The sequence below is a fragment of the Streptomyces sp. NPDC029164 genome (genome assembly GCF_055563995.1).
The window spans coordinates 114086-131894 of sequence record NZ_JBVHWW010000010.1 but is presented as its reverse complement, the minus strand read 5'-3'; the positions used below and the strand labels follow the sequence as shown (position 1 = coordinate 131894).

Here is a 17809-nt window from a genome sequence, read left to right as displayed (position 1 = left end):
CGGGGCCGCCCGTACCCCGGCCGATCCGTTCCGACCACCGAATGAGGCGCCCGTGACCACCCCCCGAGCTGACGCATCCGGCCGCCCCGCGGCGACGGCAGAGCCCTACCGGCTCGCCGTGGTGGGGGGCGGCCCCAGGGCCACGTACGCCCTGGAGAGGCTCTCGGCGACGATCGACCGGCTCGGGCAGGGGCACCGCCTGGAGGTCCACCTCTTCGAGCGCACCGGCGCGTTCGGCGCGGGCCGGGCCCACAGCCCCGACCAGGCGCGCACCAGCTACCTCAACCGGATCGGCGCCCAGGTGGGCTTCGCCGCCGACGAGACGGTGACCGGCGCCGGCCCGCTGCGGCCCGCCGCCGAACGGCCCACCCTGCACGAGTGGTGCCGGCGCCGCTTCGAGGAGACCGGCGACCCCGACCTCGACCTCGGCCCGGAGGACTGGCCCAAGCGCTACGTGCACGGGCTCGCCCTGAGCGACATGTTCCGGGCCTTCGCCGCGGACCTGCGCCGCCACCCGGGCGCCGAACTGCACCTGCACCACGCGGAGGTCGTGGACCTCGACCCCCTCCCCGACCACCGGTTCGAGGTCGTCACCGCCGACGGCGAGCGCCGCCCCGCGGACGAGGTGCTGCTGCTGACGGGCCACTCGTACCACGATCCGCGGCGCGTCGCCGGGGGCCGCCGCACGGCCCGCCCCGCCGCCGGCGGGACCCGCCACGTCCCGCACCCGTACCCGCTGGACGCCCGGCTCGACGCCGCCGCGTGCGGACCGGAGTCGGTCGTCGGCTGCGCCGGCATGGGCCTCACCGCCATCGACACCATCCTGCACCTGACCGAGGGCCGCGGCGGCACCTTCCACGAGGACGCCTCCGGCCTGGTCTACCGCCCGAGCGGCCGGGAGCCGGCGGCCGTCGTGGCCTTCAGCGGCTCCGGACTGTTCACCTTCGCCCGGCCCGACAACCACAAGCCCAGCGACGGCTCCGGGGACCACCCCGGCACCTTCCTGACGCGCGAGGCGGTCGACCAGCTGCGCGCCCACGCCGGCCGGCCCCCGGCCGGCGGCGGGCCCGGGCGGGCGCAGCTGGACTTCGAACGGGACCTGCTGCCCCTGGTCGTCCTGGAGATGGCCCACCTGCACTACGTCACCCTGTTCGGCCCCGCCGCCGCGCTGCTGCTGACCCAGCGCGCGCTGCCGGGCTACCTGGCCTTCGTGACGGGCACGCCCGCCGACGGCCCCGGCCACCTCCTCGCCCCGCTGGAGCGCGCGGTGGAGGAGATCGCCGACGTGCTGGAGTCCGTCCTGCGCGGCAAGTCCACGCTGTCCACGGCCCAGGGCACCGTCTCCTGGCAGGTACGGGACGTCCTGCTGCACTGGACCCGGACCGTGTACGGCACCGTGGCCGAGGCCGAGGTGCGCTACCGCGTCGACCACTCCCTGTCGCCCGGCCCGGTGACCGACGCCCTGTCCTCCGCGTGGGGGCTGGAGACCTACCTGCACGGCAACCGCTTCGACTGGCAGCGCGCCGTCTCCCCGGTGCCGCCGGCCGGCTCCGCCGGGGAGTTCCGCGCGTCGGTCCGCGCGTTCATGGCGCGCGACCAGCTGTGGGCCCGGCAGGGCAACGTGCGCAACCCCCACAAGGCGGCCGCCGACGGCGTCTGGCGCGACCTGCGCCAGGTGCTCTCGTACGCGGTGGACCACGGGGGCCTGACCGCGGCCTCCCAGCGGCACTTCCTCCAGCGGTACGTGCGCCACCACAACCGGCTGGCGAACGGCGCGGCCCCCGAGATCATGGCCAGGATGGCCGCGCTGATCGACTGCGGGCTGCTGGACGTGGGCGCCGGACCGGACGCCCGGGTCCGCCTCGACGAGGGCACCGGCAAGGCCGTGGTGGAGGGCCCGCACACGGGCCTCTCGCGCCCCGTCGACGTCCTGGTCGAGGCCCGGATGCACGGCTTCGACCCGCGGCTCGACGTGCTGCCGCTCTACCGGAACCTGCTGGACCGGGGCCTGGTACGGCTGTGGCGCAACGAGTCCGCGGACGGCGAGGTCTTCCAGCCGGGCGGCCTCGACCTGACCCCGGAGTTCCACCCCGTCGACTCGGACGGCACACCGGACCCGCGGATCACCGTCCTGGGCGTGCCCTCCGAGGGCGCCCGGTCGTTCCTGCTGTCCGCGCTGCGCCCGAACGCCGACCACTACGTCATGCGGGACACGCTGGTGTGGCTGGACCGCTTCTGGCCGAGGGCCACAAGCCGCTGACCCCGCGGGCCGCCGACCCCTCCCCGGCGGCCCGCGGAAACACCGATGGGCCCCCGCGTGACGCGGGGGCCCATCGGCATGCCGGTGCGGCGGATCTAGAACATGTCCTTGTCGATGCCGACGGCGACCAGGCCCGCCGCCACCAGCACACCGATGGCGACGAGCCCGGCGCGGCGCCAGGCCGGCACCGCGCACACGCCGACGAGCGCCGGCCCCAGCGCCAGGGCGATCAGATTCGGCGCGTTGGTGCCGGGGACGTCGCGCGGCGCGAACGGGCCGATGATGGCCAGCGCGTACATCTGAAGGGCGAGGGAGGCCGCCGCCGCCGTCTTCCGCGGCCGCACCCCCACCAGGGGCAGGGCGACGGCGAAGACGACCGCGGCCAGAACCACCCACGTGAGGATGCCGGTCAGCGGGTAGTACGTGAGACAGACCGACGTGCTGTCCGCGCAGGTGCGCTTGTCCTCGGCGTCGGCCCACTGCCACAGGCCCACTGCCAGCCACCCGGTGAGGGCGCCGGTGAGGGCGGCGCCGGCAACGCCGTAAGCCTTGTTCATGGAGGGAAGCCTTTCAGAAGAACAGGCAGGGGCCCTGAGTACGGATACTCAGGGCCCCACCAGTGGGAGGCCGCTACTTCATGGCCTTCCACGGAGCGCTGTTCATCGTGGCCTCCATGGAGTTGGCGTACAGCCGGGCTCCCGCGATCTTCGGGTGGAAGGACTGGGCCGAGGTCGGCACACCGTCCTCGTCACCGGGGGTCTTGTCCGCGACGATCCCGTGGATCGACTCGGGGTTGCCGCAGATGGCCTTGCCCTTGAAGTCGTCCGTGGGGTCGGAGAACTGGACCTTGATACCGGCCGCCCTGGCGTCGGCGGCGGCCCCCTCCATCTCCTTGACCAGCAGGGCGCCGATCCCGTTGAGCCAGGAATGCTCGTCCTCGTTGATGCCCGGGATGCAGACCATGCCCTCCAGGAGGGGCGGGTAGCCCATCAGCACGATCTTGGCATGCGGTGCCCGCTCGGCGATCTCCCTGAGCGTGGTGACGATCGAGGGCCGCACCTTCTCCTTGATCAGCTTCGGCTCGGTGTCCTTGAGGTCTCCCGTCTCGCCGTCCAGTGAAGCGTGCTGGCAGTTGAGGAGTCCCGCCGCGTAGATGCATTCCTTGACGACGTCGGTGAACCGCGAGTCGTTGCCGCCGATCGACATCGTCACCAGGGTGGTGTTCTGGTCGAGGTAGCCCTTGTCGAGCTGCGCGAGCTCGCCGTAGGAGGACTGACCGAACTGGCCGTCGGCGTTCTTGGCGTCCCGGACCACCCCCTTGTCGTCCTTGGCGGAGAGGATGTTCTCCGTCTGGGCACCCGAGCAGGCGATCAGGTGGTAGTCCATGTTGGAGTCGCGGTCGTCGGACAAGGCGCCGATCGACTTGGCGTACCCCGGCAGGGTGGCCTGGCGCGACCACGCGTACTTGGACCGGTGACAGGCGTTGCGGAGCTTCTTGTCCTTGCCGAGGACGTCGGTCTCCTTGTAGTAGTCACCGCCGCCGGAGGCGGAGGCGCCTTCGCCCGAGGAGTACGAGTCACCCATGCCGACGACGAAGTTCGCCGGCTTGGCAGCGAGCGGCTGGAAGCCGACGGCGTCCCAGGCGATGTCCTCGGAGCCGTCCCCGTCCTTGCTGTGGTTGTCCAGGACCACCTGCGGGGTACTGGTGAAGTTGAAGACGCCGAGGTCGGCCCACTTGTTCTCCATCACCCGCTGCGGCTGTACGCGCACTGCGCTGGTGGAGTCGGTGCCCTTGACCTGGTAAGCGGCCTGGCGGGTGTGCGCCCCGTGGTCCGGGATGTGGACCCAGACGCGCATCCAGCCCCGGTCCGGCTTGTTCAGCGTCCAGGTACCGGAGGTGAGCAGCCTGGCGCCCTCGGCCGTGAACTTGTCACGGGTGTGCGTGAACCAGAAGTGGTTGCGGAAGCCCGCACCGATCTGGTGCGTGTCGATCTTGCCCGGGTAGGCACCGCCCGACCCGGTGAAGGTGAACTGGAACGTTCCGGCCGAGACGTTGTTGGCACAGTTGCGTGCTCCACCCGCTGGGGAGGACCCGTTGGGCAGGTCGTCGATGACGTGGGTGCCCTCGGGGAGCCCGATGGTGCAGCGCGGCGGGTACGAGGCCTCGTCCGGCTGCTCCGGGTAGGTGTCGTTGAACCGGTGGACGGGCGTGCCGCACTGCGCGTCCTTGCAGTTCTTCCAGGTCGCCGGCTTGTTGTACCAGCACTTCAGGTACAGCGGGTCCGAGGTGTTCGGGTCGCCGGGAAGCAGGCAGGCGCCCTGACCCGTCTTGTTCGAGTCGGTGTCGCTGATCTTGGAGCGGTCGCAGTTGTTGGACGCGTCGCAGAACAGCCCGATCGGCGGCATCGCGCGGGTGCGCTCACCCGGGTTGAGCCACCAGGCCTCGCGGAAGCCGGCGCCGAAGGTGCCCGGCTTGGTCATGGCCTCGATCGGGCGGGCCGCCCAGCCGATCACCTTCTCCTGGTACGGCCAGTGCTGCGGGGCGGCCGCGTGGTAGTACGCGTTGCCACCGCTGGCGTCCTCCAGGAACGGCGTGCGGTTGGCCTTCCACAGCGGGTTGGCCGGGTTGTTGGTCCAGCCCACGCCCCACTTGCCGCTGTTGGAGCCCGCGGTCGACTGCGGGTGGTAGCCCGCGTTGTACGCCCACAGCGCGTACGTCCAGTTCTCGATCCACTTGGGGTGGCCGTCGTTGATGACCAGCCCGTCCCGGCGAGTGGAGTTCCACTTCTCGATGAGGATGTTGACGCCGGACGCGATGTTGGCCGCGTAGTCGAGCGCGACGGCCTCCTGCTGGACGACCGTCTTGGGCTTCTCGTCCTTCTTCTCGTGGCCGTGCATGCGCATGCCGTCGGTCACCTGGGTGATGCCGTAACCGCAGTCCGCGTCCGCCCAGTCGATGGCCCACGGGTCCTGCTGCTGGCCGTTGGAGGCGTACTTGACCCCGTAGAAGTTGCCGATCAGCGAGTTGGCGGTGACACCGGGCACGGCGTAGCGCGTGGCCTGCCACATGTTCGACTCCTGCGCGGTGATGCCGAGCATCACCTGCGAGGGCACGTGCCACTCGTCACCGCGGTCCGGAGTGTTGTTGGGGTCGCCGTCCAGCGTGGTGAGCGGGAAGAGGGACTGCGGCGCGTAGGCCGCCATGCCCGTGTTCTTCCAGTTCGCCGGACGCGTGGCACCCTTGTTGAGCTGGCCGATGACGGTCTGGTTGACCGCCCACTCGACCTGCCGCGGCGTGGGCTGGAAGGCCTGCTTGCGGGGGTCGTTGCGGGGGACCGAGCAGAACCGGTCGGCGTCGACGGTGTCGTTGGCCGGAGCCGCCGCCGCTGCCGAGGAGACGCCGGACGGCGCGTTCTTGGCGTTCGGCTTGGCGGCCGGCTTGGCGCCGCCGGCGTTCTCCAGGGCGGGCGAGGTGCTCTGGCCGTCCTGGAGGGACTTTCCGCCACCGATCGGGTCGGCGGTCGGGAGGGCGTCGAGCTCGACGGTCTTGCCCGTGTCCATGGCCTTGATCGTGGTGCGCGCGGCGCGGGCGCTCAGCGCGTCCTCGGGGCGCAGCCGGGAGTCCTTGCCGTCGGCCCAGCGGGTCATGACGGTGGCCTGGCCCTCGCTGGAGACCGTGGCCTCCTTGGCGATGCCGCCCGGGTTCTTCACCGGACCCGGCAGCTTGCCGGTGTTCGTCGCCGTGCCGGTGACGAACACGGTGCCGGACGGGGTGCGGGCCAGGTCGAAGGCCTCCAGCTTGCCGGTGGCCACCTGGGTGCCCGCGGCCTTGCCGTCGGCCTTCTTGACGTCCGCGGAGGTGACCCGGTTGACCTCACCCGTGGCCTCCGGCGCGGTGGGGCCGCCCTTGGCCGAGGGGGCGAGCAGGCCGCCGGGCTTCCCGGCGGGCTTGGCGCCGGGCTGGACGCGGTCGATGAAGGTGACGCCGCCCTCGGCGTCGGCCATCAGCTGGAACGGGATCGCCGAAGTCCGCTTGATCGGAAGGACCTTGGCGTCCTTGCCGTCCTTGGCCACCTTGACCAGGGTGGGACCCTGGGCGGCGACGATCTCGCCGTTGACCGGGATCGCCGAGGTCACCTGGCCGGGCACCGTCAGGAGGTCGGCCTTGGCGGTGGGCGCGTCGATGCTGACGAGCCGCGTCTCGTTCTTCGGGGCCGTCTCGTCGGCGAACTGCGAGAAGACGGCCGTGTCGCCCGTGCCGCAGCCCGGGGAGAAGTAGCCGAGGCTGGCCTGCACCGGCAGCTTGGTGATCTGGCCGGTCCGCAGGTCGACGATGGCGGTGAACGCGCCGCGCGCCATCAGCTCCGGCTTGTTGGTGAACGTACGCGGCGCGTACGCGACGGCGGCGTGCGTACCGGCCTGGGTCAGGCAGGCGTTGCCGATCCAGGTGTCGGTGTCGAAGCCGGGCTCGGACAGCGTGGCGGCGGTGCGCCACTTGTAGCCGTCCTTCTCGTCGGCGAGCAGGACGTGGAAGCCCGTGCCGTCGCCGGACGTGGTCCACGCGCGGTCCTTCGACCCGCGGTAGTCCTTGCCGAGGGCCGCGGAGCGGTCCTGCTCGGGAACGGCCTCGGGCTTGGGTGCGTCACCGCCGGGGGTCTTGGCGCTCTGGTCGGCCGTCGCGTTCGTGGGCGGGGTCGGCGCCGGGGCGGCGAGGGCCTGCGACGTGGCGATTCCGGCGGCCATGGACAGGGTGAGGGCGGCGGTCACGGGTATCCGTGCCCGCCTCAATCTGTTGCGATTCACTCTTCGCTCTCTGGATTGCAATGTACATGTCACGACAACGCGCGTCGGCGGCTCCGCTTTCCGGCTCGGCGTGCTGCCGGACCGGAGGGGTGCCGCCGGACGGTGAGTCGGTGAGTGGGCGAGCGGGGCGGCTAGTTGCAGGCGCCGACGCCGCGCGTGTGGTCGATGACGACCTGGCCGGCCTTCTTCATGTAGGAGTAGACCGTGCCGCACCAGCCCTTGTTCTGGTACACGGGACCGGCGTAGGTGGTGAAGGTGCCGAAGTCCTGGGTGTCCGGGGTGCTGGTGTAGTTGTCCTTGAGGCGGACGCCCATGTACTGGGCCGAGCCGGTCTCGTTGTGCAGGACGGCGCAGGTCGGCCGGTCGTTGAGCCGCGGGCCGGTCTCCTGGCCGTTGGTGTAGACGTAGATCGTCGCGTAGCGGCGGGCGTCGGGCAGCCGCTCGGCCAGGACGATCTGGTCGTAGCCGGCGCCGCACACGGTCGAGGCCGCGGCGGCGGCCTGCTTGTTCGCCTGCACGAGGGTCTTGGTGGACGCCGAGGCGTCGGCGGCGACGGTGAAGTGCTGCCCGGGGGTGTCGGCGATGGCCGCCTGGGGGGCGACGAGGCCCAGCGCCGCGAACGTGGTCGCCGTGGCGAGCGTGATCCGCAGCGAGGTCTTCATGGACATGGGGTGGTCACTCCTCTGAATTGCCATGATGTGGCGCGAGCGAGGAGGAGCGGTCCCGCCGTTTGCTCAGTGTCGGCCCCCCCGACGATCGCTTGGGGAAGCTACCAAGGACGATTCCGGGAGGAATGTCACAAAGAGCCGATACCGCCGGGGACCGGAAGGAATTTAACCCCGGTGCACGAACCGGCTTTAGCCAGAGGAAAGGTGCGGTCAACCGCATTCAGGCCACGGGCGCGGGAATGGCCGGAGTCACGCTGTCGCGCGACTCCGGCCAGGTGTAAGGGCCCGGTGCCTAGGGCCGGGTGATGCGGACCTGGTAACTGCCGTTGCGCAGCTGTCCCACCACCGAGACGCTGATGCCGGCCTTCTCGTCGGTGAAGGTCTCGCCCGGCCGGAACGGGGCGTCCGACAGCTCGGCGTGCACATTGGGCCGCCGCGTGCAGCCGCCGCTCGCGTTCGCGCTGTCGGACACCGTGATCGGGCCGTGCCCGGTGTCCACGTCGGAGTCCACCTTGTAGACGAGGACCCCGGGCTTGCAGACGGCCTCGTCGTTCCCGGCCCGGGTCCGCACCTCCACCGCGTACCCGGCGCTCTCCGAGAGCGGGACGAAGGCCAGCTTCGTGCCGCCCCGCACTCCCAGCGGGGACAGGGTGTGGTCGCTGGTGCCCGGCTTGGACGCGCAGCTGATCTGCGTGCTGTCCAGCCAGCCCAGCTTCCACTTGTGCCAGCCCATCAGGTCGTTGTTGGCTCCCCAGTCCTCGCTCATGATGTCCCAGTGCCCGACCGTGCTGCCGCCGTCGACGGTGTAGAGGTCGGGCAGCCCGAAGACGTGCCCGTTCTCGTGCGGGAGCACCCGGTAGCCGGTCTCCCGGTAGGTTCCGGAGCCGTCGTCCTGCCGGCTGTAGACGAAGGACGTGTTGGCCAGCGGCACCCCGTCGGCGACGGGGGCCTCGCCGTTGCCCGAGAAGGTCACCGACAGGACGGTGTCCAAGGCGGACGGCCCGGCGTTCGGCGTGACCAGGATGTTGATCAGGTCGTACCGGCTGAAGTCCACCTCGGGGTCGGCGGCCTTCGCGATGTGCTCGACGAGCTGCCGGTAGCCCGGCTCGTACGGGGACCCGCGCTCGATCCCGTACGCCGCGAAGGGCATCGGCATCCGCAGCCACGTGCTTATCGGGGCCTCGGGCCGGTACGTGAGCCGGCCGTACGAGCTGGTGCGGAACCAGTCGGCGGTCTGGGGGAAGAACTCCGCCAGCCGGTCCGCGGCCGTGCCCTCGCCCTTGGCGTCGGGGAAGTCGACCATCAGGTTCAGGGCGCGGACCTCGCCGGTGGAGCGCGAGTACCCGGGCGGCGTCGGCAGGCCCTCGGACATCTGCACGCCCATCGTGCCGGCGATCCGGCACGGCGCGAGAGCCGATTCGACGGTCGTGGCCACCGGGCCGGCCGCCGAGTGCCCGCGACTGGATATCCCGGTGCTGGCGGTCGCGGAGACGCCGAGGGCCAGCGCGGTGAGGCCGATGAACGCGCTGGTGCGGCGGGGCTTGCGTATCCGGTGGCGGGTCTGCGGCATGGAGATCGCCTTCGGGTCCGCGGCAGCCGGCCCTGTCCCGGTCTGCGCTCTGTGCGATCACCCTCCGACGGGCGCGGCGCGCCCGCGCGCCGGGAGAGGCCGAACGTGAACGGTGTTATGACTCAGGTCACACGGGCGAGTGAAATAACCGGGGACGGGTTCCCCGTTTGTACGGGAGTCCCGCAAAGCGGGGACCGGCTCCCCGTTTTGTGTGGGCCGAACGAGCTGTCCGTACGGCGAGCCGTCCGTACCGCGTGTCACCGTGCCAGGGAGGCCCCGGAATGAAGCGCCCCACCGCCACCGCCCCGGCGGCCCCGTCCGCCCTCGTGGCGGCCGTGGACCTGGCCCCGGCCGGGACCTCGAAGCCGGCGCGCGGACGGAAGGGAGCCTGCGCCCGGGCGACGGGTGCGTCGGGCGCGTCCCGCGCGGACGGCGTCCCGCGCCCGCGCGCCGACGCCGTGCGCAACCGCGAGCGGATCCTGACGGCGGCCCGCGAGGTCTTCGTCGAGTTCGGCTCCGCGGCCCCCTTCGACGAGGTGGCCCGGCGGGCCGGCATCGGCAACGCCACCCTCTACCGGCACTTCCCCGACCGCCCCACCCTGGTCCGGCAGGTCGTGCTCTTCGTGATGGACCGGGTCACGGCCTCCGCCGAGGCCTCCCTCGCCGAGGAGCCCGACGCCTTCGCCGCGCTGTGCCGTTTCACGCACGCCGCGGCCGACGAGCGGATCGGCGCCCTGTGCCCGATGCTCGCCGAGGACTTCGACCGCGAACACCCCGAACTCCTCGCGGCACAGACCGCCTTGCAGACGGCCGTCGAGACGCTGCTGGCCACCGGCCAGGACGCCGGAGTGATCCGTACGGACATCGGCGTCGGCGACCTGATGGTCGCCCTGTCCCAGCTCAGCCGCCCGCTGCCCGGTACCGCCTGCCTCGACACCGACCGCTTCGCCCACCGTCACCTCCAGCTCTTCCTCGACGGGTTGAGGGCTCCGGCCCGCTCCGAACTGCCGGGTTCGGCGGCCACTTTCGACGACCTCCGGCAAAAAACCATGTGACGCGCACAAAGCTTGCAAATTAGCCTTTTCAGTCATTCCGCACAGTGAAGTGGGTACCTCCATGTCAAAAACAGCCGCGACACCGCCGCTGGCTGCCGATCCCAGCCGCTGGAAGGCACTCGTCTTCATAGCCCTGGCCCAGCTGATGGTCGTCCTCGACGCGACCATCGTGAACATCGCCCTGCCCTCCGCCCAGACCGACCTCGGGATCTCGGACGGCAACCGCCAGTGGGTCATCACCGCGTACGCGCTGGCCTTCGGCGGACTGCTCCTCTTCGGCGGCCGCATCGCCGACAAGTGGGGCCGTAAGAACGCCTTCGTCGTCGGCCTCATCGGCTTCGCCCTGGCCTCCGCGCTCGGCGGCGCCGCGAACAGCGAGGCCATGATGCTCGGCGCCCGCGCCCTCCAGGGTGCCTTCGGCGCACTGCTCGCACCTGCGGCCCTCTCCCTGCTCGCGGTGATGTTCACCGACGCCAAGGAGCGCGCCAAGGCCTTCGGCATCTACGGCGCGATCGCGGGCGGCGGCGGCGCCGTCGGCCTGATCCTCGGCGGCTTCCTCACCGAGTACCTCAACTGGCGCTGGACCTTCTTCGTCAACATCCCCTTCGCGATCGTCGCGGCCGTGGGTGCCTGGATGGTCATCCGCGAGCCCGCCGGCGGCCGCAACCGCGCGCCGCTCGACATCCCCGGTGTGATCCTGTCGACCACCGGCCTCGTCGCGCTGGTCTACGGCTTCACCCGCGCCGAGTCGGCCGGCTGGTCGGACACCCTCACCGTGACGATGTTCGTCGCCTCGGTGGTGCTGCTGGCGGCCTTCGTCCTCGTCGAGTCCAAGGTGAAGTCCCCGCTGCTGCCGCTGCGCGTCCTGCTGGAGCGCAACCGCGGCGGTGTCTACCTCTCGCTCGGCCTGGCCGTCATCGCCATGTTCGGCCTGTTCCTCTTCCTGACCTACTACCTCCAGGTCGTGAAGGGCTTCTCGCCGGTCAAGACCGGCTTCGCCTTCCTGCCGATGATCGCGGGCATGATCCTGGGCTCCACGCAGATCGGCGCCCGCCTGATGACCCGGGTCGCGCCGCGCCTGCTGATGGGGCCGGGCTTCCTGCTCGCCGCCGTCGGCATGCTGCTGCTGACCCAGCTGGAGGTCGGATCCTCGTACCCGGCGCTGATCCTCCCGGCGCAGCTGCTGCTCGGCCTCGGCATGGGCACGGCGTTCATGCCGGCCATGTCCCTGGCCACGCACGGGGTGAACCCGGCCGACGCCGGAGTCGCCTCCGCCATGGTCAACACCTCGCAGCAGGTCGGCGGCGCCATCGGCACCGCGCTGCTGAACACGATCGCCGCCTCGGCGACGACCGCGTACCTGACCGACCACGCGGCCGAGGCCGCGGCGGGCGGCCCGGCCGGACAGCTGATCCAGGCGCAGGCCATGGTCGAGGGTTACGCCTCCGCCATCTGGTGGGCGGTCGGCATCCTGGTCGCCAGCTCGGCCATCGCCCTGACGCTGATCAACACCGGCCGTCCGAACGCCGGCGGTCCGGTGGCCTCCGGCGCCGGCGAGAGCGCGGACGCCGAGCTCAAGGTTCCGGTGATCGCCCACTGACGGCGGTCCCCGCACGGGAATGACTGAACACCCCGCTTGGTTCAAATTTGAACCAAGCGGGGTTAGTCTTTTGGGGCAGCCCTGCACCGACGACGGAGGAGCGCCCCATGACCCCGGCCACTGCACCCCAGCCCCCCACGGCGCGGGGGACCCGCATGCCGGCGCTCTACCTCAGCCACGGGGCGCCGCCGCTCGCCGACGACCCGGTCTGGCCGGGCGAGCTGGCCGCCTGGTCCGCGGACCTGCCCCGCCCCACGGCGATCCTGATGGTCTCCGCCCACTGGGAGGAGGCCCCCCTCGCCCTCGGCGCCACCGAACCGGCCCCGCTCGTCTACGACTTCTGGGGCTTCCCCGAGCACTACTACCAGGTGCGCTACGACGCCCCGGGCGCCCCGCGGCTCGCCGCGTCGGTCCGGGCGCTCCTCAAGGCCCCCGGCACCCCGGTCCAGGACGTACCGGACCGCGGCCTCGACCACGGCGCGTACGTCCCGCTCGTGGAGATGTTCCCGGAGGCCGACATACCGGTGCTCCAGATCTCCCTGCCCACCCTGGACCCGCGCCGCCTGATGGACATCGGCCGCAAACTGGCGCCCCTGCGCGACGAGGGCGTCCTCATCGTCGGCAGCGGCTTCTTCACCCACAACCTGGCCGCCCTGCGGCACGCGGGCGTCCCCGCCTGGTCCGCGGAGTTCGACGCCTGGGGCCACGAGGCGCTGGCCTGCGGCGACGTCGACTCCCTGCTCGACTTCGAGACCAAGTCCCCCTCGGGCCGTCTCGCCCACCCCCGCACGGAACACTTCGCCCCGCTCTTCGTCACCCTCGGCGCAGCCGAAGCCACCGGCGACCTCACCACCCGCCGCGACCCGGTGGACGGCTTCTGGATGGGCCTCTCCAAGCGCTCCCTCCAGTTCGGCTAGGCCGGCCGGCCTGCTCCGGTGATGGCCTCCCCGATGGTGAAGCCCTTGGCGGGCCCGTCAGGGACGGTCGTGCCGGCCCGGTAGCTCGCGCGGACCTCGTCGCCGTAGACGGCGTCGACCGTGTGCGGTGAGCGCAGCACGGTGATGGTGCCGCCCTCGTCGAAGTCGTCGATCAGGATGTAAAGCGGAATGCCCGCGCGTGCGTACTCGCGCCGCTTGCGGGTCCGGTCGCGCGTGATGCTGTCGCTGCCGGGCGAGACGACCTCGATGATCAACTGGACCGCGGACGCCTGGACGCCGATCCCGTCCTCGGTGCCGTGATCCTCGACGTTCTCGGGTGCGACCAGGATGTCCGGGATCCACACCTTCCGTTCGTGGATGACGTTCGTGTCCTGGAAGGCGGCGAAGTCGCCCCGGTCCAGGAACTTGTCCAAGGCGCGGCGCAGGCGGTTGGCGATCTGGCTGTGCGACAAGCATCCCGTCGGTGACACCTCGATGAACCCCTCGACGATCTCGGCGTGGTAGCCCTCGGGGAGTTCCATGGCTTTCCATGCCTGCCACAGGACGTCGTCCAGGTCCGACGGGGGAGTCGCGACCTCCGGCATTACGGCCTCCAGCGTCTCGTGGGCGAGAGCGGTCATGTGCGGCACCTCCTCTCAGTGTGGGCGTCGCCGGCCGGGCGGCACAAGCGCCTCCCTGACGCCAGGGAGATGTAGGCCTGTGCCGCAGGAATATGCCCGACACCTCACTCGGAGGGGTGAGGGGGGTTTCGGGTAGAACAGGCTACTTGTGGCGTATCCGGCCATTCCCTCAGTCGGGCAGGCAACCAGAAGCCGGCAGGGACCGTCTTCAGGGTGGGAGTGCGGCCAGGGGCGGCGTTGTTCCGGAGTGACGGCCGTCTCACGGGCGCAGGGGGGCAGGGATCGTGGAGGTCCGTGAGCACCGTCGGATCGGCCTCGGTTCCGGGCCTGACCTGCGCCTCTTCGAGTTCCCGCGGGATTCGGCCCCCTCTCGTGGCGGGGCAGGATACTGCATGATCTCGAAGAAGAGGGAGCGGCGTGGGAATTCTGTCCCGATTCCAGTCGTTGTTTCCTTCGGAAGCGGGCACTCGGGAGAGTGTCCGAGGACGCACCACCCCACCACGGTGGCCGTCCGGCAGCCGCACCGCGACCGAACTTCATCGCAAGGGAGCACGCATGGCAACCCGCGCCGTCGCCCGTCGTCAGTCCACGAGCAGCGCCCGCGCTGTGGGCGGGGAGATCGCAGACCGCGACCTGGTCGGCATGTACCTGGACGAGATCGCGCGCACCCCGCTGCTCGACGCCGCCAAGGAAGTGGAGCTCTCGCAGATCATCGAGGCGGGCGTCTACGCCCGGCAGATCCTCGACGGCGAGATAGACCGTGAAGGCGAGTCCCCGGCACGCGAGGAGCTGGAGGCGCTCGCCGCCGAAGGCGAGCGCGCCAAGGAAGTCTTCATCCGCTCCAACCTCCGCCTCGTCGTGGCGGTCGCCCGGCGCTACCCGCGCAGCGGCCTGCCCCTCCTCGACCTGATCCAGGAGGGCAACGCCGGCCTGGTCCGCGCGGTCGAGAAGTTCGACTACGCCAAGGGCTTCAAGTTCTCCACGTACGCCACGTGGTGGATCCGCCAGGCCATCACCCGCTCCATCGCGGACCAGTCCCGCACCATCCGCCTCCCCGTCCACCTGGTCGAGGAGCTCGGCCGGATCCGCCGGGTCCAGCGCGAGTTCAACCGCGAGAACGGCCGGGAGCCGGAGCACGCCGAGATCGCCGCCGAGCTGGACACGACGGAGAAGCGCGTCGGCGACGTACTGGACTGGGCGCGCGACCCGGTCAGCCTCAACATGTCGGTCGACGACGACGGCGACACGCAGTTCGGCGACCTCCTGGAGGACACCTCCGCGATCTCGCCCGAACAGTCCGTGCTCTCGCTGCTGCGCAGCGAGGAGCTGGAGGACCTGCTCGGCAAGCTCGACCAGCGCACCGCGTCGATCATCAAGATGCGGTACGGCATCGACGACGGCCGCGAGCGGACCCTGACGGAGGTCGGCAAGCAGCACGGCCTCACCCGCGAGCGGATCCGCCAGATCGAGAAGCACGCCCTGCTGGAACTGAAGCGGATGGCGCGCGACACCGGCTTCGACGCCGTGGCCTAGCCCGGCCCGGCCTGCGGCCAACCCCCCTGTACGAGCCCCGGTGCCTATCCCCCCCAGGCGCCGGGGCTCCCTCTTGTCGTTCTCAGCCCCTCCGGCGTTTGAGGAGCGGGGGTCCGCGGGCGGAGTCCTCAGGGAGTCCGGGGCGGAGGTCCGGTTACGGCGCGGCCGTCGCCGACGTGAGCCGCGCGGCCAGCGCACCGGCCGCGGCCCGTAGCGCCGCAGGCTCACGCACAGTGAACGGCAGCCCCGTCAGCGCCAGCCGCGCCACCACCCACTCCGGAGCGTCCGCACTCTCGAAGCGCACCGAGGTCTCCCCGTCACCGCCACCCCCCGGGAGGGCCCCGCTCCGCAGCCACTCCGGCAGCTCCGCCGCCCCCGCCGCGAACGCGACCTCCACCACGTACCGCTCCGCACCCCGCGGCCCGAGCCCCCGCCGTACGAACTCCTCCGCGTCCACCGGCAGGGCCCGCGCCGCGAACCGCGCCCCCGTCGCGAACGCCTCGGACACCCGGTCCACCCGGAAGGTCCGCCAGTCCTCGCGCTCCAGGTCGTAGGCGACCAGGTACCACCGGCTCCCCGTGCTCACCAGCCGGTACGGCTCCACCAGCCGCCGCGACTCGGCCCCGTCCCCCGCCCGGTAGGCGAACCGCAGCCGCTCCGGCCCCGCCACCGCCGACGCCATCACCGTCAGCGTCCGCGGGTCCACGCTCGCCCCGTCGCCCCGGGTCAGCGCGATCGTGGCCGACTGCAGCGCGCTCACCCGGTGCCGCAGCCGCGACGGCAGGACCTGCTCCAGCTTCGCCAGGGCCCGTACGGAGGCCTCCTCGACCCCCTCGATCGCGTGCCCGGCCCCGGCCCGCAGCCCCACCGCGATCGCCACGGCCTCCTCGTCGTCGAGCAGCAGCGGCGGCATCGCCGCCCCCGCCACCAGCCGGTAGCCGCCCTCCGAACCCAGCGTGGCCTCCACCGGGTAGCCGAGGTCCCGCAGCCGCTCGATGTCGCGCCGGATGGTCCGCGCGCTGACCCGCAGCCGCTGCGCCAGCTCGCTCCCGGGCCATTCGCGCGGGGTCTGGAGGAGGGACAGCAAGGACAGCAGCCGTGCCGGGGTGTCGGTCATGCAATCCAGGTTGCCAGCGAAATAGGACACCGACTGACCTACATGGGGTCTACGTTTCTCTCCATGACCACCGAGACGTCCAAGACATCGCCCGAAAGAGAGAACGGGCCCGTACGAGAAGAGCGGAACGACGTAGCCCACGACGCACCCAGCTCACCCGCCGACCGCCGCCGCTGGCTGGCGCTCGCCATCGTGATGACCGCGGCCTTCATGGACCTGGTGGACGTCACGATCGTCAACATAGCGATACCCAGCCTGCGCGAGAACTTCGGCGCGTCCCCCAGCGCGATCCAGTGGATCACCGCCGGCTACGCCCTCGCCTTCGCCGCCGGCCTGATCACCGGCGGCCGTCTCGGTGACATCTACGGCCGCAAGCGCCTCTTCCTCCTCGGCATCGCCGGCTTCACCGCCGCCTCGCTGCTCTGCGGCATCGCCGCGAACCCGGGGATGCTCGTCGCCTCCCGCATCCTCCAGGGCGGCATGGCCGCGCTGATGGTCCCGCAGGTGCTGGCGATCATCCACGTCACCTTCCCGCCCCAGGAGCGCGGCAAGGTCTTCGGCATGTTCGGCGCGATCGTGGGCCTCGGCGCCGTCTCCGGCCCGATGCTCGGCGCGCTGCTCACGGAGTGGAACCTCTTCGGCCTCGAATGGCGCCCGATCTTCCTGATCAACCTGCCCGTCGGCATCGCGGGCGTGATCCTGGGCCGCAAGTTCATCAGCGAGTCCAAGGCCCCCAAGGCCCTGCGCCTGGACCTCGTGGGTGTCGTCCTCGCCACCCTCGCCATGGTCATGCTGATCTTCCCGCTGACGGAGGGCCGGGAGAACGGCTGGCCGCTGTGGGGCTTCGTCTGCATGGGCGCGGCGCCGGTCGTCTTCGCGGGCTTCATCGCCTACGAGAAGTACAAGATCAAGAAGGATGGCTCCCCGCTCGTCGAGCTGTCCCTCTTCAAGGTCAAGAGCTTCGCCGGCGGCATCGCCGTCCAGCTCACCTTCGGCATCGCGACCGGCATCTTCTTCCTGGTCTGGACGATGTACATGCAGATGGGCCTCGGCTGGAGCGCCCTGCGCGCCGGCACCACCGGCATCCCGTTCTCGATCGCGGTCTCGGCCGCCGCGGGCATCTCCGTCGGCAAGCTCGTCCCGCGGTTCGGCCGCAAGGTGCTCCAGGCGGGCGCGCTGATCATGGCCGCCGGTCTGCTCCTCTACATCTGGGAGTCGGAGCACTACGGCATGGAGATCGCCTCCTGGCAGATGGCCGCTCCGCTGGTCCTCATGGGCATCGGCATGGGCCTGATCGTGGCCCCGCTCAACGACACCACGCTCTCCGAGGTGCCGCGCCAGGACGCCGGCTCGGCCTCCGGGCTGATCAACACCACCGGCCAGATGGGCAACGCGCTCGGCCTCGCCCTGACCTCCGTCGTCTTCTTCGGGCTGATGGACGACGACAAGGTCTACGGCCCGCCGTACGTCGAGGCCTTCCGCGGCGCGCTGTGGTGGGTCGCGGCCGTGCTGCTCGTGATCTTCGCGGTGATGTTCCTGCTGCCGCGCAAGCCGATCCCGATCGACGAGCGCGAGGGCGCCGCCGAGCACGCCGCCGAGCAGAGCGGCCCGGCCGCCGAGAAGGTCCCGGTCGCCTAGGCCCCGT

General features: G+C 71.3%; 12 protein-coding genes. 6 read left to right on the top strand and 6 right to left on the bottom strand.

Going from position 1 to position 17809, the window contains the following annotated elements:
* Window positions 1-52: 52 nt before the first annotated feature.
* The gene (locus tag ACZ4VT_RS12305; RefSeq protein ID WP_467948861.1) at window positions 53-2260 is read left to right on the top strand and encodes an FAD/NAD(P)-binding protein; all 2208 of its coding nucleotides are present in this window, start codon (window positions 53-55) and stop codon (window positions 2258-2260) included.
* 95 nt (window positions 2261-2355) lie between these two features.
* On the opposite strand, the gene ACZ4VT_RS12300 is transcribed toward ACZ4VT_RS12305, so the two are convergent.
* From ACZ4VT_RS12300 to ACZ4VT_RS12285, 4 genes are all read right to left on the bottom strand, one after another.
* A complete protein-coding gene (locus ACZ4VT_RS12300; protein ID WP_467948859.1) occupies window positions 2356-2817 on the bottom strand; it encodes a hypothetical protein in 462 nt (153 codons plus the stop codon).
* A 73-nt stretch (window positions 2818-2890) separates the two neighbouring features.
* Window positions 2891-7027, bottom strand: coding sequence for an SGNH/GDSL hydrolase family protein (locus ACZ4VT_RS12295; protein ID WP_467948857.1), 4137 nt, complete (start codon window positions 7025-7027; stop codon window positions 2891-2893).
* 167 nt (window positions 7028-7194) lie between these two features.
* Entirely contained in the window at window positions 7195-7731 is a 537-nt protein-coding gene (locus ACZ4VT_RS12290) for a hypothetical protein (protein ID WP_467948855.1), read from the bottom strand.
* Window positions 7732-8023: 292 nt separating this feature from the next.
* Window positions 8024-9301: a M6 family metalloprotease domain-containing protein gene (locus tag ACZ4VT_RS12285; RefSeq protein ID WP_467948853.1), complete on the bottom strand. Its 1278-nt coding sequence runs from the start codon at window positions 9299-9301 to the stop codon at window positions 8024-8026.
* Window positions 9302-9582: 281 nt separating this feature from the next.
* On the opposite strand from ACZ4VT_RS12285, the gene ACZ4VT_RS12280 reads away from it, so the two are divergent.
* From ACZ4VT_RS12280 to ACZ4VT_RS12270, 3 genes are all read left to right on the top strand, one after another.
* The gene (locus ACZ4VT_RS12280; RefSeq protein WP_467948851.1) at window positions 9583-10356 is read left to right on the top strand and encodes a TetR/AcrR family transcriptional regulator; all 774 of its coding nucleotides are present in this window, start codon (window positions 9583-9585) and stop codon (window positions 10354-10356) included.
* Window positions 10357-10417: 61 nt separating this feature from the next.
* Window positions 10418-11956: an MFS transporter gene (locus tag ACZ4VT_RS12275; protein WP_467948849.1), complete on the top strand. Its 1539-nt coding sequence runs from the start codon at window positions 10418-10420 to the stop codon at window positions 11954-11956.
* A gap of 107 nt (window positions 11957-12063) precedes the next feature.
* Entirely contained in the window at window positions 12064-12873 is an 810-nt protein-coding gene (locus ACZ4VT_RS12270; RefSeq protein WP_467948847.1) for a dioxygenase family protein, read from the top strand.
* Here the strand turns inward: ACZ4VT_RS12270 and ACZ4VT_RS12265 are convergent.
* The gene (locus ACZ4VT_RS12265) at window positions 12870-13514 is read right to left on the bottom strand and encodes a Uma2 family endonuclease (protein ID WP_467948845.1); all 645 of its coding nucleotides are present in this window, start codon (window positions 13512-13514) and stop codon (window positions 12870-12872) included. The two genes, ACZ4VT_RS12270 and ACZ4VT_RS12265, sit on opposite strands and share 4 nt — an antisense overlap.
* Window positions 13515-14069: 555 nt before the next feature.
* Here ACZ4VT_RS12265 and ACZ4VT_RS12260 point away from each other — a divergent pair.
* Complete coding sequence (locus ACZ4VT_RS12260) at window positions 14070-15047, top strand: sigma-70 family RNA polymerase sigma factor (RefSeq protein ID WP_467948843.1); 978 nt, start codon at window positions 14070-14072, stop codon at window positions 15045-15047.
* A 154-nt stretch (window positions 15048-15201) separates the two neighbouring features.
* Here the strand turns inward: ACZ4VT_RS12260 and ACZ4VT_RS12255 are convergent, their stop codons facing one another.
* A complete protein-coding gene (locus ACZ4VT_RS12255; RefSeq protein WP_467948842.1) occupies window positions 15202-16164 on the bottom strand; it encodes a helix-turn-helix transcriptional regulator in 963 nt (320 codons plus the stop codon).
* 63 nt (window positions 16165-16227) lie between these two features.
* On the opposite strand from ACZ4VT_RS12255, the gene ACZ4VT_RS12250 reads away from it, so the two are divergent.
* Window positions 16228-17802, top strand: a complete 1575-nt coding sequence (locus ACZ4VT_RS12250; protein ID WP_467948840.1) for an MFS transporter — start codon at window positions 16228-16230, stop codon at window positions 17800-17802.
* Window positions 17803-17809: the final 7 nt, after the last annotated feature.